Source organism: Peribacillus sp. NPDC058002 (assembly GCF_042886655.1).
Classification (GTDB): domain Bacteria; phylum Bacillota; class Bacilli; order Bacillales; family DSM-1321; genus Peribacillus; species Peribacillus aracenensis.
Genome location: NZ_JBHVQU010000055.1, coordinates 1 through 25297, shown reverse-complemented (window position 1 = coordinate 25297; position 25297 = coordinate 1). Strand labels below are relative to the sequence as shown.

Here is a 25297-nt window from a genome sequence, read left to right as displayed (position 1 = left end):
ATCAACCACACCGCACTACTTGGTAAATAGCAACAAAGTATGCGAAAACAGCCTTTATCTATTTATGGTCCATAAAAAATCATAAATAGCATTAGAAATATGTTTAATATGAACAATATCTTTCCAAAGAGTTTCTTTATGGCTAAAACAGAAAATACAATTGAAATTAAGAATGAAAAAATTGCGAGTTTTGATGGAAAATACACAATGTCTAAAATGCCTATCATAGGAAAATACAAAAATAACATGCTAACAAATATAAATATCATTGAAAAAAGTAATGCTATCGTGATGTAAATATAAATTCTAACTTTTTTCAGCTGTTGTTTCTCATAACTATTATCAACCATTTTGGCCTCCTCATATTAAATTTCTTTAATCAACCTTTACCTAATGCTATTCTCTATCTGAACAATAAAGAATAAAGACCTTCTACAACTATCCTGCCCTTTTAGTTCCATAAGGGGTAGCATCAGGAGAATACGGATTTATAATGTTAAGGAAATTCCGATACTAAAAAGCCCAATTTCTCAGCATTAAAATTGAGAAATTGGACTTTTTTCGTTACTCCATTAAAGCGCTCTTTAAACTCCTCAACTAGGCTCCTGCTGATATTCCGACGGTCAATAAATGCTTCAACAATAAAGATTACTTACTTACTTTTAAAAGAAACTGATCGATACGTTCTTTTTGCCGTAAGTGGTGCCGGAAATGCATTTCGATTAGTTGAAAATATTCCTCTGCATTTAAATATCCCATTCTCCGGTGCTGAACTTTCTGGCTGGCCGGAATGTCAGAGAGCTTTTTCTCTATCTCTTGCATTTCCTCAATGATTTGAAGCAGTCCTTCCTTTACTTCTTCTTTTCCTGTAGGGTTTGGCGGTGTGAAATCCGGTGTATCCGGACCTTTTAACCTGATTGGAGGAAACTCTCCTTCTTTGAAAATCGATTCGCCTATTTCTGTTTTTTTACCGTCATCGGAAGTAGTGCCATTAGCACATTGCTTAATGGCTTTCAATTGAAGATGAAGGGTGCTCTTTATTAAATGATTATACATTTGTCCTAATGACCATTCATCCTCAGAAGGCTTTCTTGTAAACTCATCCAGCGAATATTTACTTAACTCTTCAATATAGTACGTAGCCACCTGTTCGAATCGCTTCAATATCACTTTTGTATCCAATAGATCTCCCACTTTCTTTATAATTTTCTTTCTCTTTACTGTACGTCCCAATGCTAAACTAAATAACATCTCTGACATTAACTTCGACTCACTTACAAATAATCCCTTCTCTTTCATTCAAGAATATGGTCAATTGCTGAACAAAGGCCAAACTGCACTCTTCAACTATCCTGCCCCTTTAGTCCCATAAGAAAAAACTGCCTTAAAGACAGCTCCGATTTTCAGTTAACAACACCCGTTAACAAAAAAGTAAGGAAAAATCCACTTACTTCACTATCCAGCTAATTTTGCAAACAAAAAGAACGTTAACCCTTATGGATAACGCTCTAAAAATCGATTTAAAATACATTAATAATGAATGCATGAACCGATACGACTTTGCCAAGCATAAATTTCAGTATCAATCTTCAATCTCTTCTTCTTCATATAAATCGTGTTCACGAATATAAATAGGGCTGTTTGCATGATCAATTCTGATTGGCCATTCATACGGAACGGATAAACGGCTGGATATATCTCTCCAAAATTTACTCGAATCGGTTTCAAAATCTTGAAACTCTTTTAATAGTTCTTTATAAGACGCACCGTCAAATTGTATATTCATTTCCTGCAACCTCATGAAAGCCATATGTCTAATTTCAAGCTCTGCTGCCTTTTCCATTTCTTCTTCCGTTGCCTCTCCGATAATGGTTCCTGGAGGGGGTAAGATAGCGTAGATATTATCTACTTCTTCTCCCGTTTCTTGTGCGGAAATCAATTTATTCTTGATCCGATTAAGCATAAAGTCAACTCCTAATGGTTTTCATCTATTATATATAAGTCGGGCAAGCTGCGTAAACTAAATATTCTTCATGTTCAGCTAAAGCACCCGTTAGCTCAATAATCAGATAGTTAGAACCATCAAATCCTCATCAAAATAGTGCCCATTATACTTTAAGGCATTTCGTTCTGTACCATAGACCTCAAATCCTAAAGACTTATATAGTTTCTTTGCGGAGTCATTATCAGATACAACAGTTAAATTGATTTGTTCCAATCCATCAGAATTCTTCGCCCTTCTTATAAGTTCATTCATTAATGATTTCCCTAAACCCTGACCTCGATTGCTTGGAGCTATGTACATCCCAAAAACATTCCCTTTATGTCTGGTTTTGATATTGTTTTCACGTATAAAAGTAACAATTCCAACTAAAGATTTTCTATAATCAAAAGCACCTACAATGTACTTGTCCCTAGTTGGTTTTATTCGTTCCTTTACCGTTTCTAACGAAAAGCCCACCTCTCTCTCATATGTTGAACCAAATGCTTCTGGGTTATTTTTCAATGCATTCAATCGCACTTCCTGGTATAAATGGGCATCGGACTCCTTTAAAATACGAATATTCATTAGCTACTCCCTCCGTTATTTTGCATGAAATTTAGAAGAGTTTTTCTATACGATTAAGTTTGTATAAAGCATTGTTCCATATGAAAAAGCTGCCTTAAAGACAGCTTCGATCTTCAGCTAACGCCACACATTAGTTGATTAAGAAAAGCGATTCTTGAACAACATTCTTTATTACTTAAAATAAAATTTCTACCATAATATATAGAAATTTATTAGTTATTATAAAACGAAGTAATTGACAAAAAAATTTATTTATGCTATAATTTACAGTTAAAAAATTTATGTTTATAATAAGATTCTCCTGGCCAGGGGAATCTTATTTTTGTTATATGGGAGGATTAATGTATGAAGAAAAATGAATCAAGCTTAACTTCCTTAATATCAGCATTTGGTCGAGCATACCACAGTAAATATGACACACCCAAAATTTTTGATGATTTTATTGCAATGGATTTAATTACCCAAGAAGAATTTGGAGATATTAGTGAGAACATGATTAAAGGAATTCAATTCTTTAGTAATAAAATTGCAAGGAAATTTCAAGATCATCCAGATGAAATTTTAAAATGGATTACACAAGTTCAACTTTCTCCAACGCCTTTGGCACGTGCTGCCTATTGCGAAAATGTATTATTTCACGAAATGTTGCTAGGCGTTAAACAGTATGTCATTCTAGGAGCTGGATTAGATACCTTTTGTTTCCGACACCCAGAATTAAACGACAGTATAGAGATATTTGAAGTTGATTACCCAGCCACACAAGACTTTAAAAAGATAAGGTTAGCAAATGCTGATTATCAAATTCCGGATAATCTTCATTTTGTTTCAATGGATTTCACCAAAGAATTCACTGTTCAAAATCTTGTTGAAGAAGGTTTTATGCCTAATGAAAAAACTTTGTATAGTCTTTTAGGTGTTTCTTATTATTTAACAAAAGAGGAAAATGCCAACTTGATTAATAAATTATTTACCAAAGTTCCCTCAGGAAGTTCTATCGTTTTTGATTATGCAGACGACAAACTTTTTGAAGAAAAAGGAATGTCTAATCGAGTTCAAAATATGGTTCAAATGGCTTCAGCTAGTGGTGAGTCAATGAAATCATGTTTTACTTATGATGAAACGGAGAAAATGTTAGAAAACTCAGGTTTACTCATTTATGAACATTTATCACCTGTTACTATTAATAATGAATTCTTTCGTAATCGTACAGACTATTTGTCTGCATTCGAAACGATTCATTACATCCACGCTGTAAAAAAATAATATTTCGGCTAATACCAGACTTACCTCCCAATCTCCCTATGATCGGGAGGTTGTACTCATTATTATCTAAAATTTATATATTCTAATTTTCCTACTGCAAGTTATTCAACAATCAGGCCTACCTTTAGTATTCTCCTTTAATTACAAAAAACGAGCCCCGAATTGTTCCAGCTAGTTTGGACTTCTGCCTAGCAAACTTAAACTTCTCCTCTAACTCCTTTGGTACCTCCATCCCCTCAGAAAGCTTAAAACCAACGGCCCGCTTCTTAGGGCCATCAACCGTATACATGACATTGACCTCAAGACCATCCTCATAAAAGACGTAGGCAAATTTGATATTTTCCAATTGAAAACGCGAAGTTTCTAAAGGTTTGGCCGCAAACTCAATATCACGTTCTTCTTTCAAAATTCGGTTCACATAATCAAGGGTCTCCTGGCTTTCGCTAGCTGCTACAACCGTAAATTCATGCTTGTATTTGTTCATAAAATACCGGGCTTCATTAGCTCGTAAACCAGCAAGCGTTTCTACTACAGGTGAAGACTCTAAACCAACCGTAGACACATTTTTAAAATCAACTATATAGGACATTAACATCTCTCCTTTTCACTCTTTATTTCCTAACAACGGGAATCCACATTTCACCAAAAACTAGCCATTCTTCAAATTTTTTCTTTTAAATTTTGGTCAAAGAAACATGCATATAGCCAGACTTCAAATTATTCTTCTCACCTGCCCAAATATTATACCAAAAATGATTCAAGAGAAAATATTGTTACATTTCAATCAGCATGCCTCCGCATGACATTTCACGATATAAGTATGCACAAGTTTCTTCATTAACTACGCACCAGTTAGTTCAACCAGAAAACATTCTTCTCTATTGCGAGATAAGGTATTTTTCTTTGAAGATTGGACTTAATTCACTCCATACATCAAATTTATTACCATCTAAATCGAAGAAAATAAAATTTTCCCCAGAATGTCCTCTACTTTCAATTGCACTAACTCTAATCTGTTTTTGGCTAAAATCTCTATGTATAGCTTCTAAAGCATTTATTCCATTAACTTCAAAAGTTATAGAAAAACGCTCAACACCGTAAATATCATAGAAATTTGAGCTTTGATTTTCTTTAGATTTAACAAGGAAAATACTTTGGTTCGCAAAATTAAGAATTGCTTTGTCTTCGTCTTTATAGCTTAACTCTGCCCCCAATTTGTTTACATACCATTCAGAAGAAAGTTCTACATTTGAAACTGGGATATAGGTAGTTCCTACCCTTAATAATTTTTTATTCACACTGTTAGCCTCCTTTAATCACTTAAATAAACTCATTCTCCACTTATATATCTTTCCCCTTTTAATTATCCATAACTACCCTATTACATATTCAAACTACCCTGCCCCTTTAGTTCCATAAGAAAAAGAGCTGACGAAGCAGCTCCCTTATTGAAGAAATGCACCCGTTAGCTGAATAAAAAAAACTTTATTTAACTAAACTCAAGTTCATTATTTCTGATATTTTGTATTTTGAATTGCCCACAAAACCCAAAAAGCCATAATTACGTTAATAAATATTAAATTCAATGTCATTCTTTCATGAAGAACAATTGAAATAACATCATTAACAATTAAACTAACTAAAGTTAATAAAACACCTATTAACAACGCATGAATAGATAGTTTTAAAATCTTCACTTTTGAAAAGCTTAATAAATTCATTATTTTATCTCACTCCTTAAACAGCATCGTAAGCATATTTACTCTCCAATAGCACCCTCAAACTTTTCTGTCTTTTTGAAGTTCGGCTAATCCCATCACCAAAATTAGTGCCCCAAGGAAAAACAAATAATACGGCGTTAATAACTCCAGTGTTCGAGTTATTAGAATATAACCTGATAGAACAATAACCATTATTGTTAAGAGATTCTAACCATTTTCAAGAATATATTCCCCCAAAAAAAATTAGGTTCTGTACAATTACTGTTTCTCTTTCAATCATACCATTTCACATCTTCCTATTTGTGTAAAAATGGAAATACCTTATTAAACTAACTTGCCCGATGCATAAAGAAAAAGAGCTGCCTTAAAAGACAGCTCCGATCTTTACTAACTATAAGCATTTGTGGTGGTTATGAAGAATGCTGGCACATCTTACTGAACATCATTAGTTAATCGACCGATGTTCTCGACTTCAACAACGACCTCATCCCCCGACTTGATCGGGCAGCTGCCAGATGGTGAACCCGTGGCCAAAATGTCACCTGGCTCCAGTGTCATTACCTGTGAAAGCCAGCTGATTAGAAACGGAATGCTTAGAGACATTTCATTGGTGTTTCCGTCCTGGACAACGCGGCCGTTTAAAGTGGTCACAATCCGCAAATTAGTGGGATCTACCCCGGTAACGATGCACGGTCCCAAAGGTCCGAACGTATCAAATCCTTTGCCCCGCGTAAACTGTGGATCTTTTTTTGTAAGATCTCTTGCTGTGACGTCATTAAATATCGTGCAACCGAACACATAATCAAGCGCATCTTCTTCTTTGATGTTTTTTCCGCGCTTTCCAATCACCAAGGCTACTTCCCCTTCAAGTTCAACTTGGTTGGATAGCTCGTTTGGCGGAAGGATAATTTTCTCCTTGTCTGCAATAAGCGAAGATAACGGCTTTAAGAATAGAAATGGTTCTACAAGGTTCGCCTCTCCCCCTGTTTCCTTTGCATGACCTGCATATGTCCAGCCGAAGTTAACAACTTTCGAAGGTTTTACAGGTTCCAGAATTTTTATGTCACTATATTTCAACTCTACCCCGTCATACTTTATTTCCTTGTTGACAAGTTCAGCAAAACTGCTAGACAGTTGTAATATCTTTTCATCCTCAACAATACCGTAATGTATATTGCCCTGTTGATTCTGATAGCGAACTATTTTTTGTGTTTTTTGTAGCACATGCATTATGAATAAACTCCTTTGATGATTAAGATTACCTCAGATAAAATAAAATCCGATTCTCCTATACTATAACATGTCTGTTCTTTTACGTGAAAAATGAGCTCTCGTCGCAACCCTCTCTTCAACTGAACCGACCTTTAGTTCAATAAGATTAAATTATTTAACTATGTATTTTATGGAACCTACAATTTATTTATAATCTGTGTATTGCCTTATATAGGCTGCAATGAATTTTCCGATTGTCAGCCCTAGTAATACATTCCCCATGAAATGCTCACTTCATTTCATGCATACAATTGCATCTAATACACCTATTACATTGGTGCTTATTGATTATCTCAAAATATGAAAACTTTTGTACTGGTAATTCGTCCCTTATCCAGCTAACCTGCCTTGTTAGTGCCATAAGAAAAAGGCCGCCTCAGCAGCCTTCCTTGTTTGAAGCAATCACCTGTTAAAATAAGTGGATAACTTCACATTTACCCCTGATAAGGGAGCATGAAAGTATTCGCGCTTTTATGTATCTGTACTTATTTCTTCCCATTCTTGATCCATATAATTTACTAGCCAATTAAGAGTGTAGTGTCTTTCATATACAACGCCTTCATCTAGAGATGATGGAACTTCCAAATGATTTATTTGGGCTTCTCGTACCGCCCAATGTGCTCTATAAATAAAATCAAGGCTATCTAATATATCACTGGATGGTTTTATAGAGGATTTATCAAGCAACTCTTTTTTAGAATGAAGAAAAACCGTCTCAAAAACATATTCAGCATTACACGTATCGGCTGGAACATCAATATCGGATATTAGATTTACAGACCAAAGCAGAAGCCAAATACATTCCAACTTCCAAGAGTACTGGATCAGCTCGTTCTGATTCAGATGTTTTTTCATTAAAAACTTTTTTTCTTCTTCTGTGAATAATTCGTTAGCATCATATCTTTCAATAAATTCCTCAATTTTTTCTAACGGAGCCTCCATAGCTTTCGCTGAGACTATCGCTAATGGAATAATTCTGTTAATGATCTCTTCTTTTGTTCTAAGAGAAACTTCTTCTTCATTTTCCGTTAAGGGTAAATGTTTATTTATTGGTACCTTTAGGGTCTTTAATATTTTTTCCGATCTTTTTTTTCTATTTTTCGAACTTCGCATTCCGCACCTCACTATTAGGTAAATCCCGTCATCTTTAAAACCACTATTAGAAAAACTTTCCACACACTATCTTTTATTATACCATTAATCCCAACCTTCCTGAGACTTTAGTTGCATAAAAAAAGCTGCCTTATGACACCCCATTTTTAAAGCTAACGCACCCACTAGTTTAAGAGGGAATAATCGTCCAGACCTCCCCTTCAGGAAATCCACATTTAGTCCCCTTAAATAAAAACAGTGCCAACTTCATAAAGAAATCAGCACTTCGATTATTCACTATGTTATCGTGCAGCTTTAGGCGGTTGGCACACTTCACATTTACGTTGTTTATTATTCTTAAACTTCGTAAACGTTTTTTCAAAATTGCTACCACATATACATTTAAATAGTAACTTTTGAGAAAAACCGTGATATTCCGTCGTTAGCAACTTACTTTCCGAATTGTTCTCAACAAATTCTTTAATTTTGCCAATCGTCCATTGTTTATTCAATCTCTTACACCTCCATATTTTATCGCTATGCGGAGGCTTTACTTGGCATCCGTCCAAAAACAGTAATTATCTTAAGTCATTCATTATAACATGCGCTGGCACTCAATAATACAGATGGATGTATCTTCTTAAACTATCCTGCCCCAATTGTTGCAAACAGAAAAAACTTCACCAACTCACCTTATTGCCTATTTCCCCCATTGCTTTTGTCATTTAATTTTTCTAAAACTGATTTCAATTCAACTAAGCCGTTAATGATGATATCTGCTTGCGCAAGCTCATTTTCTTGAGCAAAATCAAAATTACACCCTATCGCTACTAAACCATTATCTTTTGCTGCTTTAATATCTGATAAGCGATCACCAATTACAGCACCTTTTTCAACATTATATTTGTTCACTATTGTATGTACTAAATCTGATTTATTTTGAGATTGTATGTGTTGTATACTAAATGTTTCCGTAACCCAATTATCTAAATGATAATACTTTACGATTGCATTTAAATATTCTATTTGCCCATTGCTTGCTATGTATATTGCACAATCATTATCTTTTAAATGTCCAAAAATTTCCTTTACATACGGATATAAAGCACCATTGCCTACATTAATATTAGTAATTAATTTCTCGTGGAATAATTCATTTGCTTGTTGTCTGGTTTCGCTCGAATGTTCAGGTAATAAGGTTTCCCATACAACTGGTAAAGGTACTCCCATAATTTCTCGATATTTTTCAATGGGCGTTTTTTGCTCCCACAAACTCAAATTCCTCAAATGATCAAATGTTTCTTGAAGGGATATTTCTAAAATTTTATCTGTTTGAAATAATGTACCATCCATATCAAAAATCAATGATTGTGTCATTTTCTTCTCCCTTGAACTTCTATTAAACCTATAGAGAAAGGCTGCCTCGGCAACCTTCCTTATTGAAATAAAGCACACATTAGTTTAAGAAGGATATTTTCATGTATCCAATCAAAATCATCGAGAAGGTAATAACCTTTTCACGATAGTTGATTCATATTGCGAGGCTTTTTTTTTAACATCTTACATATTTGCGTTTAAAACCAAGCCTTCCTTTATCGACTTCTTTTTGAATACTTTCGTAAGCATTTAGCAAACTGTTTTTTTTCTTGTCCCGTTTGACTTCCACTATTCCTATTGCCTTTGCAGTCTCGACTGCCTTTTCATGGAGCGGCAAATATGAAATCCCCACGGTGTATAGAAAATTATTCATGGCGGATTTCGTTCGTTCTGGCGAATCGTGAATCGTATTCTTCACACTATCAAGCATATTGGAAATCTTGCTTTCTGAAAATTCAACGTCAAGCCGATTCCCTAAAAGCCAGCAGTAGCAACTCCAGCCCGCCGACATTCTCAGCTCTTCACCGCTTGCGATCCATTTATCAGCAACTTCTTGTGCAATATCCGACTCTGCTAAAGTTACGGCCACTACAAAATCGGACAGCATATAAAAATACGCAGCATCCATCCAACGATCATAATCCGACTCAGTCATGGCTTTTGGATCTGCAATAATGTCTGCAAAGTACATAGCATCGTAGTTCCCCGTCGAATAAAGCTCTTCAGCTAAATGTTGACTTATTTTTATTTTCTTTGCGATTGGTTTCATAGCGCCTGTAGCCACGCCAAAAAGCGGCTCATGCGCACCATTGGATATGTATATTTTTTTAGTTCGTTCCTTGCCAAGGGCTTCAAGTTCCTGCATAACCATCTCTAAATTCATCGCTTAGCACTTCCTTCTTTTCGGAGTTTTCCACCTAATATTTTGCCCATCAAATATATCACCATTATCCTATAACAAAAGTTACATAAAAAGGCTGCCACAGCAACCTTTTTTTATTGAAGATATCTGAACAAAGAAGATTTAGTTTAATTTACCTTTTAAATCCACCTTCTGCATGTATAACCTGCCCTGTAATCCAATCTGCTTCAACGCTCACTAAAAACTTAATAGTTTTTGCAACATCCCCCGGTTTTCCTATTCTGCCGAAAGGAAACATCGGTTTTAATTTACTTTGTATTTCCTCTGTCATCCAACCTGTATCAGTTGGACCTGGATTTATTGCATTAACCGTTATTCCTAAAGGGGCGAGTTCAGCCGACAAAGTGATGGTTAGAGCATCAACTGCTCCTTTTGTTGTTGCATAAGCTAATTCGCCAGGCATCGGTCCTTTTGACTGACCTGATGTAATGTTGATAATTCTTCCGCCTGATTTCTTATCAAACCTTTGAGCAAATTTACTGCTTAATAGTGTCGTTGCACGAACATTTACCATGTAATGTTTATCTAATTCTTCGGCAGTCAAATTTGAAAAATCATTGTTAGTTGAGTATGCTGCGTTATTAATCAAGATATCAGGATAACCAAGTTGTTCAGAAACTTCATTTATAAGTTGTTCAGGTGCATCATATAAAGTTAAATCCAACTCCATACATGATACCTTAACCCCCTTTTTTATTAATTCTTCTTTTAATTTCATGGGCTCATCTGATTCAATACTCCAAGGCATTTTTTTATCATATGCCGTCCAATAAGTAAAAAATATATCGTAACCCGCTTCAGCTAACTCCTTACAAATAGCAGCCCCAATCCCCTTAAGCCGGCTTACTCCCGTAATAATGGCAATTTTCCCTTTTACTTGGCCCATTATAATCCTCCATTTCAACAGTAAATTAAGTTATACTTGCCCTTTTGCCGCATAAAGAAAAAGCTATCTTAATGACAGCTCCAATTTTTAGCTAACGTTAGTTTTTAAGTTTATTCAGGTCAAATCTTGCTATTTCTTGATTTTCAATTGTTACAACTAAAAAAGCATCCAATGCATGCTTCTTAAGTTCATCTAATTTATCTTTTGAAGGTACAAGTAGTGGAACTTGGGAATTTTCTTCACTTACACCTAAATCGTAGTTAAGAGTATACTCACCCTTTTCGTCAGGCTTAAGAACTGATAAAAAGGAATGACCGAACCCTACACCACTCCCGTTATACTCTTCGGGATCATAAATATTGAAGCCTATCACGTCTTCTGACACCGCTCTCAGTTTGTCTTTAGGCTCAATCTTAAGTTCAATTCCTTTATCAACTTCTTCAATACCAGCTGTTTTATTACCTGTATTTTTAATGGAGAATTTATAAAATAAAGCTGTCGGGACCAGCTCATCTCCCTTTCTTTCTCCTTCAGTTATCCCAATTGAACCAAGTAAACTCTTATCTTTAACAATATCAACATTCGCATCTACTAGTTCTATAGAAGGATTTGATGAACAGGCTGATAAAAAGGATAAAACAATAAATAGGCTAATAAAAAGAAAACATTTCCTCAAGTAATCACCTCCAATTTAACAATACCATAATTTACCTATTATTCAAGCGGGTTCCTTGTAGAATTTTATTGCCGCTTACTTTCTTTAAAAATGATTAATTTCATCAATACATAAGAAAAAGGCTGCCTCAGCAACCCCCTAGTAGAAATATAGCAACCAGTTAAGTTTGTTTTGTTTTACTTAAAATAAAAACGGCTCTTTTGAAAACCTCATACCCTTTCAAGAGGTGTATGAGGTAAAGGAGGTAATTGAATTCTAACCACGTCCCCTGGGTGAACCTCACCGCTTTCCAAAACTATGCTCATTATTCCTGCTTTACGTATCAAGTTCCCATGCTTATCCCGGTCTAAGACAGCATTCATCAGTCCTGATTTAAATTGATCGATTTGGGCACATGGATTTCGTAAGCCTGTTACTTTAATAACCGCTGTTTCCCCAATATATAGTAACGAGTCCTTCGGTAATTCAAGCAGATCGATACCTTTTGTGGTGATATTTTCACCCATTTGACCAGCTTTAACATTAAACCTATCTTTCAATTCATCTAATAATTCTGAGTGTATTAGGTGAACTTGCCGCAGGTTAGGTTGATTTGGGTTAGCCGCTACACGTGAACGATGCTTTACGGTTTTACCTAAATGGGCATCTCCTTCAACGCCCAAACCTTTCAACAGCTTTATACTATTGCAATTTTCCTTACTGAATGTGTGTTTATCACTTTTACTAACAGCTATTACTACTCCACTGGCCGAGTTGATTTTTTCGTCATTCATTTTCATTCATCTCCCCCTTATTCTTATAGTTTGATATATTTGTTCAAATATCCTGCCCAGTTAGTTCCATAATAAAAAGGCTGCCCCAGCAACCTCCATTAGTTAGCTCAATAAGAACCTTATTTAACTTCTACCTATTTACATCAATGATCTTTTGAATAATTTCCATGCTTTTAAGATCCTTTGGACGAAGTGTCCTTCCTGTTCCTTGTTCGTAAACTTTTTTTCTTCAAGTAATTGGTATGGGTTTAAAACATTCATTGATATACCTCGTAAATTATAAGGTCTCATTGGCAAGGCATCTTTCCTCCATACCCATTCTGGAAATCCGTTAGCGACTATATCGCCATTATCCGAATACCTAACAAATACAAAACTCACATTGACATTGTTCTTGAGGAAATCGGTTTGAAACTCGCTGACTGGCTTTAGTTGAAAACCATCATTAACAAGCGCCTGTTCCAAATGCTCACGATGCTGTATCCAAGTAACTAAATCAATATCAGAATGTGACCGAGTGATCTTTCCAAGAAGAAAATCCATCACCCATCCGCCTCGTAGCCAAAGGTCAATATTAAGTACCATAAATTAGTAACAGTAGTTAAACTTTTAACATATCTCTTATTCAACTAATCAAAAGCATGTTCAACAGTAAAAAGCTCGTAAAAGTGTACTTTTACGAACAGTTTTCCTCTAATGGAAGATTGTATTAATGGGGCAGCATCTTTCTTTTAGTGGGGATTGTCTACGACAGAACGTGCTTGCGTTTACTTATTAATCACACCGAAATTTCTTTTGATATGTGTTTTGAAGCGTTGGGAACTTTTCGGGCCTCATAATTAATCATATCTGAAGAATACACTGCGACGCTCACAATTCCTCCTTGTGTTGTAGCTCGTAGGAGGATAGGTTGATTGTACTTGTTTTTAAAGCTAAAATCAGGACCATCCCAGCTTACTGTAGCATCCCGGCCAGATGGAACATAAGGAACGCTCCTAGAATGGGAATAGCGTTGAATAGTTTGCAATCCTGCATTGTCTATAGCGTTAAAAAGGGTGGATGATACCTGACAGATCCCTCCACCGATCCCTTCAGAAAACTCTCCTTCGACTATAACCCGAGCGAGCATATATCCTTTGTCTCCTGTCCTCTTGCCAACGACTTGGTTAAAAGAAAACGTTTCTCCTGGAAACACGACATAATTATTAATCGCTTTTGTTGCAAGCAAGACATTATTTGAACGATTTTTATTGTTCTGATTAAAATAGGTTCTATATTCACCTATTTTTTTCACACGTATCTGAGCAAGCAATTCGATGTCAACTTTTGGATAAATGGCAAGTAAAGGCACTTCCACTTTGTATGCTTTACTACTATACAAAAAGGAATAAAATTGCTCATTAAACGCCTGATGGTACAACTTATAACCTACCCGCCCAGGCAGCATATTACCATATTTATCGATAGTGGCATTTACAGGTTTTTGGTACACTTGGCGATCTAGTTTTTCGATAAACCGATTGTATTTATCCAAGTCCATCATAGGAACATTTAGTGAGGGCATAGTAACATCAGCACGGTTGACAGTGGCAATCGTTTGCCCGTGTTGAGTTACCGATAAGCTTTCAGAGATATTCACTTGTTGAACGAATAGTAAAATTCCGGCAATCCATGTTAATCTCATTTGAATGCCCCCCACACTAATATAGTTAGGATTAATCATTGCATGTATCCCTTTATTTTAAGTCTTCATGGAGCGAATCTTGATCAATGAACCAGCGATCAGTCAAACTTTCCCTTCGGATCATAAAATGCATTACCTTTTTTTCTTTGCCTTCTCTCTTCTTATTAATAGCTACTTGAACGGGTACATCCACGAGAAATAGCCCATTTAGTTGTTCCGGCGGTTGTCTTAAAGGCTCAACCACTCCAAAATATGTAATATCTTCAACAAGTTTATTGACAGTTTTAGGATGTCCCGGATTTGATAAGGTCATTGCTAATAATTTATGATTTCCTTGGTTAACGGCAATGGTAAAAATACGTATAAGTTCATAAGGACTTACCGTTTGTATATAATCGTCAAGCTTACCAGCCGCTTTCAATACCATTAATTTATGTGAAAGATCTTCGTTTTTCAAACGATGCGTAATGCTTCCAGAGAAATGAACACAGAAATGACCTGAAAAGCCGTTTTGAAGAGCACCGGCACCATGTGGCATTCCGTGCATGGATGCAGCAATCATTTGATTATTGATTAATACAATAATGGCTCTTCTATTCCAACTCCATTTATTATTATAAATTTTCTTCATGATTTGAGTATCTTCTTTGGTTAGTGGCTGTACATCGGCATGATGGCTGCCTGCTCTTCGCTGAACCTTGAATGATAAACCCGTTTCAATATCAATAATGGTGAAAATAGTTTTATTAGGAATAATGTTGTTCACGATTTCCCAAGGCAACATCTCAATTTTAAAGCTTATTGGTCCTTCTTCATCTTCCCATTCCGTTGCATGGGCCGGGTGATCGACCATTAAGACAAGTATAAAAATAGTGATAATCACTTGATAAAATTTATGGTTTTTCATTTGGTATCTCCCGCATTTTTTCTTATTATTTCAGAACATTATCAGTAGGATACCTTTGAAAATTTGGAAATTAAACTCCTCCTTGTTACACAGGGTTTGGGGGAATCATAAAACGACAAAGTTTTTTCATTTTCCTGTTCCTTAATGAATGAACTAACTCAACCTTTAATTGAACATGAGTGCCGTGTATGTTGTAAATTAAGTTCTCATAATATGTAATCGATGTTGAAATGAGGGGATATTAATTCCATGCTTTGTAAATCTCATTCAAAGGTAAGTATCGCTGATAGTTTAAGGGGTACATCATTTTTTATGATCATGCTTTCTGTATCCCAAAAACGGACAGTTTCGTCTTCGCCAGTACGATTAACTTCATAACAAACTCATCCCAAGGTATGAAATGACCAATTACCTCGGGAATTGTCCATTTTCCTTCTTCTATTTGATAACTCCGAGAGTAGAGGAACTTGTTCAGGCGATGGAATAAACATCATATATGAAAAAAGACCCTTGAGACAGAGTATACCATCCTCGTCCAAGGGTTCAGCTCTTGCCACACTATGCTATTGCACGACCCGGTCGATACACGCAATTAAACGGTCTTCAATATCCTGGGCAAATCCTTTAATAGAGGAATCGCTGACCATTTCAATTAAAGATGTTGGTCTCGGCATGCCTATTTTCGTCTTGCCTCCATCTTCATAAACAACAATTTTACACGGCAAGAAATAGCCAACCATTTGATTTTCTGATAATACCCGTTGCGCTTCTTTTGGGTTACAAACTTCCAATACATGATAGGGTTGATCAAATTCAAACCCTTTATTTTGTAAAGTTTCTTTGATATCAAAATGCCAAAGCACACCGAATTTTTCCTCTTTTAATTTTTCCTCTAAGACTGCCATTGATTCTTCGATTGATTGATTCGTTTCTACGGTGTAATGAAACATAGACTCATCTCCTTATCCACTTTAATCCAACTTGTTCCCTGTTTATTAAGGATCAAAACAACTATTGATATATTGCGGCTAATTTCTCCCCTAATATCAAAAGGGGAATATACTCCCTCGAAATCAATGACGGTTATCATTCCCAAGTCATACGAATAATATCACCAGAATGAAATAATCCGTTGTTTTTTATTAACAGCTTTAAAGTAAACGACAAACTTAGTTAAATCTTATTATAGAAGCATTACCGCTACTAGGGGAAGCGTCAGGAAAATGCGGATATACAACGTTAAGGGGTACTCCACATCGCCATCAAGCTAAGGTTTTGAAGTACCCCCTAAACGAAAATTTTCTTTCTCTATAGATATATACTATGAGAAGTCAGCTCATTTTTTTTCGTTTTGGGGGCGTTTATCTTTCTTAAGTTGATGGGGATTTACCCCATTAACTATTGTGAATGGTTGGAGTTCTTGCAATTTTTGATATTTCCAAGCAATGTAATGAAGCTTACATATTTTAATTGCTAATTAAGATAATATAATGTGTGTAACTTAGCATTTGAAAATATATACACTATCCATTTATTAAAAGGAGGAGACAAAATGACTACTTTTAAATTAAGTGAAAAGGTTCCAAACTTTATACTTCCTGAAATTTCAGGACAGGAATTCTCTTTAGAAGCCAATCTTAAAGAACATAAGGGCTGGAAATTAATTATTTTTTTTAGAGGCGCCTGGTGCCCTGTTTGTGTCCATGATCTGAAGGAGCTTGAAGAGAGCAAAGGTTTCTTTGAAGGGAAAAATGTACATCTTATTACTTTGTCTACGGACAAATTAGAAAACTTAAGGAATATGGCATTGGAGAACAGCTTATCGTTCCCGATTTTATCAGATGAATTTCTGGTTGCTTTAAAAGCTTACGATGTTTTCTATCACGGTGATGATGCACCTTATGAAGATCATGGTACTCATGGAGAACCTGCTTATTTTCTTGTGGATGAAAATGGACAACTACTATATCAACAGAAACAAACCAGTCCATTTGGTCGTCCAACATCGACAGAGCTTAGAAAGATTGTTCAATATATAGGCAAGAATCTAAAGTCTAAATAAATCTATTTTTACGGAAAGAGCAAGCTATATGCTTGCTCTTATTTATTAGCCATTTAATTTTTGAACTTAACTAACAACTAATTTGAATTCAATATAGAATAGGAAATTGTCCAATTCTGATTTTTGTAATTAGCATTATAGAATTGTTTTTTTTCACTCTGGTACGATAACAATGCACAATGCAAAAGAAAAAGGAGTGATAAACGTGCAATTTCCGGTTTATAAAGCAATTAAAACTGGAATAATAGGTGGCATCATTGGTGAAATTATCTTTGGAATGATCATTCATATGATGATAAGTATTATTTTCGGCATTATCTTCGGAAAGAAAAAGAGCCCTCTTGTATGATGTATGAGTGTCAACGCATTGACCCAGCATCAAACAAGGAGGACTTCTCTATCAGTTTAAATAGATGGAAGAAAGTGCTCAATCTATCGTTTGTATGAAGAAGTAGTTGTAAGTTTATTAAGGGCACAAAATCTAATTACGCTTCAATAATATTTTTGGTCCAGGTTAAGCTAACCTGAACCTTTAGTTACATAAAGAAAGAGCTGCATTAATGTCAGCCCCGTTCTTCAGCTAAAGCACGCACCCCAATAGTTAAACAATGACCATCCTGTTTATTACGACAATTTTTCCGAAGTGAGGCACAATGTTTTTTCCTTAAACAGTAAAACCGCTTTTTTATAAAGGCTGATTTTCGTAAGATTGCTTTTCAGGAGGAGTGTCATTGACCAATTTGTTGCATAAAATTGAAACTTGGGGTGGATCTGGAGAGCTTTAAGGTTAACTTGCTTAGCAAATAGGGGGAATAGGGGCAGGTCCTGCAAATGTATCCTCGCCAATCACTTCGTTTTTCACATCCTTTAGAAATTATTCACATAAATGTGATCCCTGCAGCACCAGTGACAAGTCTTTTTTAGTAAAAGCAACTCCAATATAGTGTAATCCATGTTCATATAACTCTTGATTGGTCTAAACAGTCATTGTTTCCAAACTTCAAGTATCTCAGATCCAACTCGATCCCATTGATATAAAGCAAGGGCAAGTTCCCTGCCTCGTTCGCCCATTTTTTCCATTAGTGATCTGTTTGATAGAATTTCTGTAATCTTTTCTGTAAAACATCCAGGATCTTCTGGATTCTCTACTACAAGCCCATTCTCTCTTATACGAATGACCTCTGGATTTCCGCCTCTTGCCGTTGTTACGATTGGAAGCCCTGCACCCATTGCTTCATAATGGACACGTGCAAGCGGTTCTTGCCATATTGATGTACACACGAATAAATCAGCGGCAGCAAACCAATTTTGTATTTCACTAGGCGCGACAAAACCAGTTGAAACAACTGGGATAGGCAGCTTTTTTGCCAATGCTCTTACATAAGCTACATAATCAGTTACATCATTTTGGCTGAACCATTTACTTCCGACAATCACTAAAGCTAAATCCTTAAATTTACTTGAAAGCTCAGGTAATGCCCGGATTAGCCTATCGACGCCTTTATTATTGGATAGTCTTCCTGCAAATAATAAGACCGTTTTGTTTTCAAGACCGTTTGCTTTTCGTAATTCATTACGAATTCCTTGCATTTTCGAGTGACTGCCGGGTAGAAATCGGTTGGTGTCTACACCAGAATAGATTGTGCGAATCTTTGATGAAGCTTGTGGATATAAGTCTTTGATGACATTGCCTATATAATCACTGACAGTAACAATATTTGTAACTTCTTCAATGGCCGCTTTTGCTTCTTCGGGATTGATTTTCTCTGGATTAAACATATCATTATGCATGCTGAGGATAATTTTTGAATTAGGTGCCGCTTTTCGGACAGGAAGGACTAGTCGAGGTCGATTGAATATATGAATTAGATCGAAATGATTTGCTTGAAGATAGCTAATAACCTCTTCTCGATATACTTCGAATATTTTTCCTGGTACACGTACATAACGGTTTCCATCAATCGTTTCTTGATCAGGGAGTGATGGGTCATTAATTCCCAAAACCGTAATATCATGGACTTTACTTAAATATGGCAGGGTGCCTGATATATAGGTTTGGATGGCACCACCTAGTACTGGAGGAACCGGAAGCTTTTCGGTACAAATCATTAAAATTTTCATGTTTGTTCTATTCCCTTCCAATCATCTTTAATTTCTTCTAAAACTGGCCATTTTGTCTGATCGGTATCAACAATTGTTTGAATCATGGCTGTTGTTTGATCATTTAGAAATAGTTCAGGTTCATATACTACTTCTTTAACATTCTTGTAAAATTCATTTGGACCAGATAAATCGATCATTAAGAGATCATACAGTTGCGATGAAATTGGATTTGCCTCGTGATAGGACTTGATCATTTCTCTTACCCAAGTTGCATCCCATCTATATAAATCTGCCATTGTGCCGGTAATCAGTTTTCTCAAATCGCGAATGGGAAGGTCATAAGCAACACCGTCAAGGTCAATAATCCACATTCCATTAGCTCCCATTTGACCATTTGACCAGCCATAATCTTGATGCACTAATCCCCAATATTCATTTCCTTGTTGTGCTAACTCTAAATAGCTTGATTCATTTAATTTTTCCAAGCTTCTTTTTGCTTGTTCTTCGAATTGATCTAAAACATTCAGCAAGTGGGGGCTTGCAGGCATTTCTTCATATGCATTGGCAATGTTTCGAAACCAATCCATTTTGTTAATGACTTTTTCATAAGTCGCTGGCCATTTATATAATCTGGATGCAACTTCAGCTTGTCGAGGCGGAACATACCCTTTGCTTAAAAGGTGGAATTCGCCGAGAGCATTACAAAGGTGTTTGGCTCCTTCCAAATCTTTTGTTACAGGTGCCAATGTTTCGATCCACTCAGCGACAAACCATAACTTCCCTCCAGCCTCAACATAATCATTTCCATCTTTGGTTTTCACGATAGGCGGTACTCTTGCTTCCTTAACATTGACTAAATATTCTTGAGCTCCCAAGCTAAATTTACTTCTTGTAGGTCTTCTGTGCAAAAGCTTTAAACTCTTCGGCCCTGAACTTGTTTCCATTTTCCATATAGAGCCGCCTTTATCTGGTTTTGTTGTAACAACATGCATGTTCTGAACGGAGAAACCGTAATGTTCAAGAACTTCCAGTGCCATTTTTTCAATATATTCAGGAACAAAAAACTCATGAGTAAGTTCATCTTCTTCCCAAGGCACAATTATTGCGTTCTCCATGAAAACCCCTCCTGTAATATATTTAAAAGTATTTTCCGCCAAAATAAGGGTAAGGTCACGACAGATTCATTATGTTCCAATCTCATATACAAGCATAGTTTTATACTCTAATGTTGAATACTGTTCTTTATTAAATATCCGTGATTAGTCAAACACCGCTGGAGTAGTCATACTTTTTATTAAACTATGTGGGAAAAAAACTTTTGTATCAGACAATTCACCCAAATTGTTAGGTAATTGGGTTCTAGTGAAGTTATGACACGTTAGGATCATCAATTGAATATAAGCTTAAGCTACTCCAAATAATTCATCGATGAATTCACTCTCGCCATGGACAATTCAATTAAATATATAAAATCATGTTTTGACCAAACTTTTAAAACATGCTTTACCTTTTTTATCATGGCTGTTTTCGCATTCTTTGTTCCTATTTACCAAGTAAAGCGGTGTGGTTGATTTCCCCTCCAGATGCACGCTTTCCGCGGTGCTCCCGCAGGAGTCTCGCACCTGCGCTGCAATCAACCTTAAATAGTTTAGTTTTAAAAACAACAATCTTTACGAAAAGAGCCTTTATCATCGAAGGGGCATCACCCAAACCTACGGCATTTTGTATGATAAGCAATTCCTAGCAAAAAAAGCCATTTCCTATAGGTTAGGAAATGACTTTTTTATTTCGCCTATTGTGCTAAAGCATCTGTTAGTTCAAATTCCTTTTTTTACTTCCCCGGGACCAGATAACCACTGGAATCAATAATAAAGATAATAACCCTCCAATAAATGATAATGTTGTATAACTTGAACCAGCCACAATCATTCCGGATAAGGCTCCGCCCGAAGCCCCTGATAAGGCAATTAAAACATCCACTTTACCTTGAGTTTTAGCCCGAGTTGAAGTTTCAGTTGAATCAACAATCAGAGCAGTCCCACTTATTAAACCAAAATTCCAACCTAATCCAAGTAAGGAAAGAGCAATCACTAGAAAAATCATGGAATCACCTGGTGCAATCGCTGATATCAAACCTGCCAGAAGCAAAGTGGCTCCAGAGGCAATGGCCATGGCAGTACGACCAAACTTATCAACAAGGAAACCTGTAACCAGTGACGGGAGATACATGGCACATACATGAAATCCAATAACAAGGCCTATATCACCCAAGTCATGTCCATGATGTCCCATATGAACTGGTGTCATTGTCATGATAGCCACCATTACGATTTGAGTAAGGACCATAATTGTCGCACCAACAATAATTCCTCTTTTGTTTGCTATTTGTTCAGCATCAGTCGAATGTTCTAACACCTTTCTTTCTTGGTTGGACGCTTCTATCGTTCTTGCTATCACTAATGGGTCTGGGCGAAGCATGACAAAAAGTACAAGACCTGCCAGGATAAATGCTGCTGCTGATAAAATGAAAGGACCAGCAAGTGATGGAATGCCAATGGATGTAGCAAAGTCCCCCATTACATTCACTAAATTCGGACCTGCGACTGCACCAAATGTTGTAAACACCATTGTAATACTAATAGCAGTAGCTCGTTGTTTATTGTTCGCTAAGTCCGTACCAGCGTAACGAGCTTGTAAATTTGTCGCTGTACCCGCACCATAAATAAGCAGGGAAGCAAATAAAAGGAAAACACTATTTATTATAGCTGCAGTCATGACTCCTATTGCCCCAAGTCCACCTATCATAAAACCGGCTGTTAGACCTGTACGACGACCGTAACGTTGAGAAAGTCTCCCTACGATTAAAGCAGCCCCTGCAGACCCTAAAGTAAATAAACCCGAAGGAAGTCCAGCAAATGCATCTGTGCCAAGCATTTGTTGCGCAAGAAGTGCCCCCACCGTAATTCCAGCAGCTAACCCAGCACCACCAAAAATTTGAGAAATACTTACAATAATTAATGTGCGTTTGTATAACATTTTTTGTTTTTCTTGAGAATCTACATAACTCTGGTTCAATTGATATGCTTTATTGGACATTGCTTTATTGGACATTTGTTAATACCTCATTTATCATTCTGTAATTTCCAATCATGTACACCTTCCTCTAGACGAAATGCATTAAAACCTTTGGATCTTAAAAGTTCAACAGCTTCCACTGACATTAAACAGTAACAACCACGACAATAAGCAACCACATCACAATTGGTTGGCAAAGTTGAAAACTTCTCACTTAACTCTTCAATTGGCATAGAAACTGCACCAGGAATATGAGCTTCTTCATATTCCTCCATAGGTCTTACATCCAACAAAATAACCTCACCTTTATCCATCCGTTCTTTAAGTTCTGAAAGTGAAACCCCATCCATGCCAAGATTGACATTTAAGAACTCCTGCTTAATTTGTTGAACCTGTACAAACTGTTTTTCTGATAATGTATGCAAGGAAGTTAAAAAATCCGAAATGGCTGCATCCGCCAGTTCGTAAATGACGTAGTTCCCTTTCTTCTGAAACTTTACCAATCTAGAATTAGCAAGGATTTGTAAATGTTGAGATACATTCGCCACAGACATATTAGCAGCTTGAGATAATGCCTCCACCGACTTTGGACCTTGAGATAAAATATCAAGAATTTCCAATCGTTTCGGACTAGAAAGGCTTTTACCTATTCTTGCGAACTCTTGATACAATAAATCTTTTAAATCGCGATCATTAAACATGTAAAATCACCATCTATCTATTCAAGTGTTTTATTGAACACTTGAATATTAAGCAAAGTTATAAGAAAAGTCAAACAATTCTTTATGAAATTTTACTCCAACCGTTTGTTAAAAATCCCCCTTTAGTACTTAGGTTCCATAAGAAAAAGCCGCCTTAAAGACAGCTCCAATCATTAGCTAACGCACTGATCAGTTCAACAAAACCGGGTTTTCACCGTGTATTATGTTCATCAAAAATCAGACAAGTGGGAAATCCGTTAGTTCCTTAACGCATTTCTGACTTTCTTTGCAAAAACTAATGGATCATCAACAGCTTCGATATTAACGTATATCAAATTCGGATCATCAAATAGCCACTCATTGTGTATCGATGAAACTATTATTCCTTGTTTAAGAATCAAAGCAACAAAATTCTCGACTTCACTTTGCAAGAGTGCTACCCTACCTAGGCACAATGCTTGTCCAGTCTTATCCCTTGATTCAAATGAGAAAGAAGAGGTCACCCTAAAACGTTTTCCTAAAATTTTTGCTTTTATTTCATTTCGATTTATGGTTGTCACACATTTTCCACCCGCAAATCCTTCTTGGCCGCCGATAATCCTAGCAAACTTTTGACAAATTAATTCATCATTAGATGCCATCTATTCATCCCCTCCCTAATATTAATAGGATATGAATCAATGAATAGATTCGAAACGGATATGCATCTATTTGAAATGAAAATCATTCTTATATCTTATTCAAACCATCCTGCTCCTGTTAGCCCCATAAGAAAAGAGCTGATGTCAAAGCTCATTAATGAATTAACGCAACCGATGGTTCTTTAAGAATTTTTGTGAGTTGACACAAACTGTGACGCAAATGAGACGGTATGAAAATTAATTATATGAGTTCGAGCTGCTTTGTTTCTTATGGTAGTACAGAAAGAAGTAACCAAAAAGAATAATGGTAGGTACTATATTGGTAAAGATATTTATAAAAATAAAACCTAAAATGCCTGCCCCTTTAGTTGAATAAAACTTCTGTAATTATTCCTTATTTTAATTTTAAAAGTGGCTTATCGAGGTTCGATAAGCCACTTTTATACTCCCCTTTAGTTCCTTAAGAAAAGAGCTGCCTTAAAGACCTCTGATCTTCAACTAACGCACTCCGTTAGTTGAAGAAGAAAAGTGAAGCTTATTCAACAATTGCGAGAGGAAACTTCATTTCACTTTTATATAAATATGAATTAAATCACTTATCCTTCAAATCTCTTTTAACAAGTAAGTAATCTGTTACGAAAAAAAATATTATCGTTATTGGTATTAAAAATGAATTTATTCTATGAGGAATCGAACTGAAATATGGCATCATTAAAAATAAAAGTATAAGCAGCGTAGTTACTATTTTGAGAAATAAAAACTTCCCTTGGTAATATCTTCTCCCCAAACTTTTCACCACTTAATAAGTTATTCCGTTAAATGGACCGATTGTTGAACACAAGTTATACAACACACTAATAGGATATACTTTTGATCGAAATGAAAAAAAACATCGAATTTATTATGAACGCGATTTTAAAGCGCTTAGAGAACTCAAAAAATCACTTTCTAATAATGTAGTTTTTGCAGACGGGATTAAAGCCGTTGTATCAATGGATTTAGAGGGGAAAAACGCTGTGAAATCCGTTTATCAAAGAGTGAATTGGAAAAACTTAATCATAAAACAGTCAAGAAGGCTATAGAAGAGGAAAGAGAAATCATGTTTCAGGGTTTTGAAATGAAGATGAATGATGCTGTAGAAAAAAGAAATCGTCTTCTAACTACTCAAATGAATAAGAGATTAGAAGAAAAAATATTAGAAATAGCAGCTGCTAAAGAAGAAGAAAATAAAAAAAGTGGTGGGAGTTTTGGAATTAAACTTTCACCACTTTTTTGATGGATAATTAAGAAATGTACTTACAAGCCCCGATTTTATGAATCGCAGATAGGTGTTTGCAATTCTTTCTTTTTAACCCTCATTACGAAAAAAGACTCCTTTTTTATTCATCGCTCATTGTATCTGAAACTCCATAACTTGTAATTTTTCTTTTCATCTTGTCTTCATTTTTTAATTATTTAAAAATAATCATTGAAATTATATCCTGAATTGTCCATAATTACCAATGTGTGTTGAATATCTAGTAGTGAGGAGCTCATCAAAAATATTTTAGTTAATATTTCTTTTGTATTTAGT

General features: G+C 35.8%; 28 protein-coding genes and 1 pseudogene. 6 read left to right on the top strand and 23 right to left on the bottom strand.

The window, feature by feature from the left end; all coding sequences use genetic code 11:
• Nucleotides 1-138: 138 nt before the first annotated feature.
• Nucleotides 139-297, top strand: coding sequence for a hypothetical protein (locus ACFVSH_RS12320; RefSeq protein ID WP_192206579.1), 159 nt, complete (start codon nt 139-141; stop codon nt 295-297).
• A 351-nt stretch (nt 298-648) separates the two neighbouring features.
• Here the strand turns inward: ACFVSH_RS12320 and ACFVSH_RS12315 are convergent, their stop codons facing one another.
• The 3 genes from ACFVSH_RS12315 to ACFVSH_RS12305 all read right to left on the bottom strand — a co-directional run bounded on the left by ACFVSH_RS12315 (nt 649) and on the right by ACFVSH_RS12305 (nt 2569).
• The gene (locus ACFVSH_RS12315) at nt 649-1182 is read right to left on the bottom strand and encodes a DinB family protein (RefSeq protein WP_387706112.1); all 534 of its coding nucleotides are present in this window, start codon (nt 1180-1182) and stop codon (nt 649-651) included.
• A 400-nt stretch (nt 1183-1582) separates the two neighbouring features.
• Nucleotides 1583-1963, bottom strand: a complete 381-nt coding sequence (locus ACFVSH_RS12310) for a hypothetical protein (protein WP_387706110.1) — start codon at nt 1961-1963, stop codon at nt 1583-1585.
• Between the two features lie 102 nt (nt 1964-2065).
• Nucleotides 2066-2569, bottom strand: a complete 504-nt coding sequence (locus ACFVSH_RS12305) for a GNAT family N-acetyltransferase (protein WP_387706108.1) — start codon at nt 2567-2569, stop codon at nt 2066-2068.
• 345 nt (nt 2570-2914) lie between these two features.
• Here ACFVSH_RS12305 and ACFVSH_RS12300 point away from each other — a divergent pair, with 345 nt between their 5' ends.
• The gene (locus ACFVSH_RS12300) at nt 2915-3832 is read left to right on the top strand and encodes a class I SAM-dependent methyltransferase (RefSeq protein ID WP_387706106.1); all 918 of its coding nucleotides are present in this window, start codon (nt 2915-2917) and stop codon (nt 3830-3832) included.
• A gap of 124 nt (nt 3833-3956) precedes the next feature.
• On the opposite strand, the gene ACFVSH_RS12295 is transcribed toward ACFVSH_RS12300, so the two are convergent.
• The 15 genes from ACFVSH_RS12295 to ACFVSH_RS12225 all read right to left on the bottom strand — a co-directional run bounded on the left by ACFVSH_RS12295 (nt 3957) and on the right by ACFVSH_RS12225 (nt 16092).
• Nucleotides 3957-4421 carry a phage tail protein gene (locus ACFVSH_RS12295; protein ID WP_260289015.1) on the bottom strand — a complete coding sequence of 155 codons (465 nt, stop codon included), beginning with the start codon at nt 4419-4421 and terminating at the stop codon, nt 3957-3959.
• 289 nt (nt 4422-4710) lie between these two features.
• Nucleotides 4711-5130: a VOC family protein gene (locus tag ACFVSH_RS12290; RefSeq protein WP_387603250.1), complete on the bottom strand. Its 420-nt coding sequence runs from the start codon at nt 5128-5130 to the stop codon at nt 4711-4713.
• A 210-nt stretch (nt 5131-5340) separates the two neighbouring features.
• On the bottom strand, nt 5341-5553 hold the full coding sequence (locus ACFVSH_RS12285) for a hypothetical protein (RefSeq protein WP_387706104.1): 213 nt from the start codon (nt 5551-5553) through the stop codon (nt 5341-5343).
• A gap of 432 nt (nt 5554-5985) precedes the next feature.
• Nucleotides 5986-6783: a fumarylacetoacetate hydrolase family protein gene (locus ACFVSH_RS12280; protein WP_387603247.1), complete on the bottom strand. Its 798-nt coding sequence runs from the start codon at nt 6781-6783 to the stop codon at nt 5986-5988.
• Nucleotides 6784-7296: 513 nt separating this feature from the next.
• Complete coding sequence (locus tag ACFVSH_RS12275; RefSeq protein ID WP_387603244.1) at nt 7297-7938, bottom strand: DUF4272 domain-containing protein; 642 nt, start codon at nt 7936-7938, stop codon at nt 7297-7299.
• Nucleotides 7939-8219: 281 nt separating this feature from the next.
• Nucleotides 8220-8429 carry a hypothetical protein gene (locus tag ACFVSH_RS12270; RefSeq protein WP_387603241.1) on the bottom strand — a complete coding sequence of 70 codons (210 nt, stop codon included), beginning with the start codon at nt 8427-8429 and terminating at the stop codon, nt 8220-8222.
• A gap of 181 nt (nt 8430-8610) precedes the next feature.
• Complete coding sequence (locus ACFVSH_RS12265) at nt 8611-9294, bottom strand: HAD family hydrolase (protein ID WP_387706102.1); 684 nt, start codon at nt 9292-9294, stop codon at nt 8611-8613.
• A 175-nt stretch (nt 9295-9469) separates the two neighbouring features.
• Nucleotides 9470-10177 (bottom strand): DNA alkylation repair protein, encoded by a 708-nt coding sequence (locus ACFVSH_RS12260; protein ID WP_387706101.1) that lies wholly within the window; start codon nt 10175-10177, stop codon nt 9470-9472.
• 151 nt (nt 10178-10328) lie between these two features.
• On the bottom strand, nt 10329-11102 hold the full coding sequence (locus tag ACFVSH_RS12255) for an SDR family oxidoreductase (RefSeq protein ID WP_387603233.1): 774 nt from the start codon (nt 11100-11102) through the stop codon (nt 10329-10331).
• Nucleotides 11103-11199: 97 nt separating this feature from the next.
• Nucleotides 11200-11778, bottom strand: a complete 579-nt coding sequence (locus ACFVSH_RS12250; RefSeq protein ID WP_387603231.1) for a hypothetical protein — start codon at nt 11776-11778, stop codon at nt 11200-11202.
• A 209-nt stretch (nt 11779-11987) separates the two neighbouring features.
• Nucleotides 11988-12551 (bottom strand): MOSC domain-containing protein, encoded by a 564-nt coding sequence (locus ACFVSH_RS12245; protein WP_387603715.1) that lies wholly within the window; start codon nt 12549-12551, stop codon nt 11988-11990.
• Nucleotides 12552-12689: 138 nt separating this feature from the next.
• Complete coding sequence (locus tag ACFVSH_RS12240) at nt 12690-13094, bottom strand: nucleotidyltransferase domain-containing protein (protein ID WP_387706099.1); 405 nt, start codon at nt 13092-13094, stop codon at nt 12690-12692.
• 235 nt (nt 13095-13329) lie between these two features.
• Nucleotides 13330-14235 (bottom strand): VanW family protein, encoded by a 906-nt coding sequence (locus ACFVSH_RS12235; protein WP_387603223.1) that lies wholly within the window; start codon nt 14233-14235, stop codon nt 13330-13332.
• 52 nt (nt 14236-14287) lie between these two features.
• Entirely contained in the window at nt 14288-15142 is an 855-nt protein-coding gene (locus ACFVSH_RS12230) for a hypothetical protein (protein ID WP_387603221.1), read from the bottom strand.
• Between the two features lie 563 nt (nt 15143-15705).
• Entirely contained in the window at nt 15706-16092 is a 387-nt protein-coding gene (locus ACFVSH_RS12225; RefSeq protein WP_387603218.1) for a DUF302 domain-containing protein, read from the bottom strand.
• A gap of 602 nt (nt 16093-16694) precedes the next feature.
• On the opposite strand from ACFVSH_RS12225, the gene ACFVSH_RS12220 reads away from it, so the two are divergent.
• Nucleotides 16695-17204 carry a peroxiredoxin family protein gene (locus tag ACFVSH_RS12220; protein ID WP_387706097.1) on the top strand — a complete coding sequence of 170 codons (510 nt, stop codon included), beginning with the start codon at nt 16695-16697 and terminating at the stop codon, nt 17202-17204.
• 205 nt (nt 17205-17409) lie between these two features.
• A complete protein-coding gene (locus ACFVSH_RS12215; RefSeq protein ID WP_387706095.1) occupies nt 17410-17553 on the top strand; it encodes a hypothetical protein in 144 nt (47 codons plus the stop codon).
• A gap of 638 nt (nt 17554-18191) precedes the next feature.
• Here the strand turns inward: ACFVSH_RS12215 and ACFVSH_RS12210 are convergent.
• The 5 genes and pseudogenes from ACFVSH_RS12210 to ACFVSH_RS12190 all read right to left on the bottom strand — a co-directional run.
• Nucleotides 18192-19325 (bottom strand): annotated as a pseudogene (locus ACFVSH_RS12210) (glycosyltransferase family 4 protein); the annotation flags it as partial.
• Nucleotides 19322-20422, bottom strand: a complete 1101-nt coding sequence (locus ACFVSH_RS12205; RefSeq protein ID WP_387603212.1) for a CotS family spore coat protein — start codon at nt 20420-20422, stop codon at nt 19322-19324. The pseudogene ACFVSH_RS12210 and the gene ACFVSH_RS12205, both read right to left, overlap by 4 nt.
• A gap of 697 nt (nt 20423-21119) precedes the next feature.
• The gene (locus ACFVSH_RS12200; RefSeq protein WP_387603210.1) at nt 21120-22418 is read right to left on the bottom strand and encodes an MFS transporter; all 1299 of its coding nucleotides are present in this window, start codon (nt 22416-22418) and stop codon (nt 21120-21122) included.
• A gap of 11 nt (nt 22419-22429) precedes the next feature.
• On the bottom strand, nt 22430-23083 hold the full coding sequence (locus ACFVSH_RS12195; RefSeq protein WP_387603207.1) for an ArsR/SmtB family transcription factor: 654 nt from the start codon (nt 23081-23083) through the stop codon (nt 22430-22432).
• A gap of 257 nt (nt 23084-23340) precedes the next feature.
• A complete protein-coding gene (locus tag ACFVSH_RS12190; RefSeq protein WP_387706093.1) occupies nt 23341-23724 on the bottom strand; it encodes a DUF1259 domain-containing protein in 384 nt (127 codons plus the stop codon).
• A 39-nt stretch (nt 23725-23763) separates the two neighbouring features.
• Here ACFVSH_RS12190 and ACFVSH_RS12185 point away from each other — a divergent pair, with 39 nt between their 5' ends.
• Both ACFVSH_RS12185 and ACFVSH_RS12180 read left to right on the top strand, forming a co-directional pair.
• Nucleotides 23764-23910: a hypothetical protein gene (locus ACFVSH_RS12185; protein WP_387603201.1), complete on the top strand. Its 147-nt coding sequence runs from the start codon at nt 23764-23766 to the stop codon at nt 23908-23910.
• A gap of 856 nt (nt 23911-24766) precedes the next feature.
• Complete coding sequence (locus tag ACFVSH_RS12180; RefSeq protein ID WP_387603198.1) at nt 24767-25000, top strand: hypothetical protein; 234 nt, start codon at nt 24767-24769, stop codon at nt 24998-25000.
• The last annotated feature ends 297 nt before the right edge of the window (nt 25001-25297 follow it).